2 protein-coding genes are annotated in these 976 nt (G+C 71.8%); both read right to left on the reverse strand.

The window, feature by feature from the left end; genetic code table 11:
- A partial coding sequence (locus G7A99_RS21215) for an acyl-CoA dehydrogenase family protein (RefSeq protein WP_163143895.1) occupies positions 1-665 on the reverse strand: 665 nt, incomplete at its 3' end.
- Positions 662-976 (reverse strand): hypothetical protein (locus G7A99_RS21220; RefSeq protein WP_205599981.1); only part of this gene is annotated, 315 nt, incomplete at its 5' end. The genes G7A99_RS21220 and G7A99_RS21215, both read right to left, overlap by 4 nt.

Below are 976 nucleotides of genomic sequence, written 5' to 3' on the forward strand. Positions count from 1 at the left end.
GCGGGCACCGAGAGGTCGTCGAAGAACAGCTCCGTGGTGTGGTGGTTCATCATCGTCTCGATGGGCTGGACGGTGAGACCGTTGCCCACCGCCTCGCGCAGGTCGACGAGGAAGACGCTCAGCCCCTCGGTCTTGCGCGAGACCTGGTCCCGGGGCGTGGTCCGCGCGAGCAGCAGCATCAGGTCGGAGTGCTCGACGCGGCTGATCCATACCTTCTGGCCGTTGATCACGTAACGCTCGCCGCGGCGCTCCGCGAAGGTCCGGATCGCGGTGGTCTCGGTACCGGCCCCGGGCTCGGTGACGCCGAAGGCCTGCAACCGCAGCTCGCCGGAGGCGATGCCCGGCAGGTACGCCGACTTCTGCGCCTCCGAGCCGTGGCGCAGCAGCGTGCCCATGGTGTACATCTGCGCGTGGCAGGCCCCGGGATGGCCGCCGGAGCGCGCGATCTCCTCGAGGATCACCCCCGCCGCCGTGAGCCCGAGCCCGGCACCGCCGTACGCCTCCGGGATCAGCGCACCGAGGAAGCCGTCCTCGGTGAGCCGGCGCACGAACGCGTCGGGGTAGCCCCGGGTGGCATCGAGCTCGCGCCAGTAGCTGCCCGGGAAATCGCCGCACAGACGGGCGACGGCGTCGCGTATCTCGCGGATGGTATCGGGCTCGTTCATCGATCCTCCCCTGCATGAGTACTCGGGTCGCGCGCCGGGTCCAGCCGCGCGAATGCCTGCCGCTCGGCGTCGTCGAGGCGCGGCACCAGGCCCTGCTCCCACTCCAGGTAGCGGCGCGCGGCGTCGAGGTTGCCGTCATGGCGGTCGTGGACGAAGAACAGCCGGTCGATGCAGGCCCGGTCCGGGGGGTCGTCCGGCGTCTCCACCACCGGCCCGCCGGCGGCGGCCCAGGCATCCAGGCCGCCGTCGATCAGCGCGACGCCGTCGATACCGTGATCGGCGAGGTCGCCCGCCACCAGGGCGGCACGATC

Source organism: Arhodomonas sp. KWT, assembly GCF_010993615.1.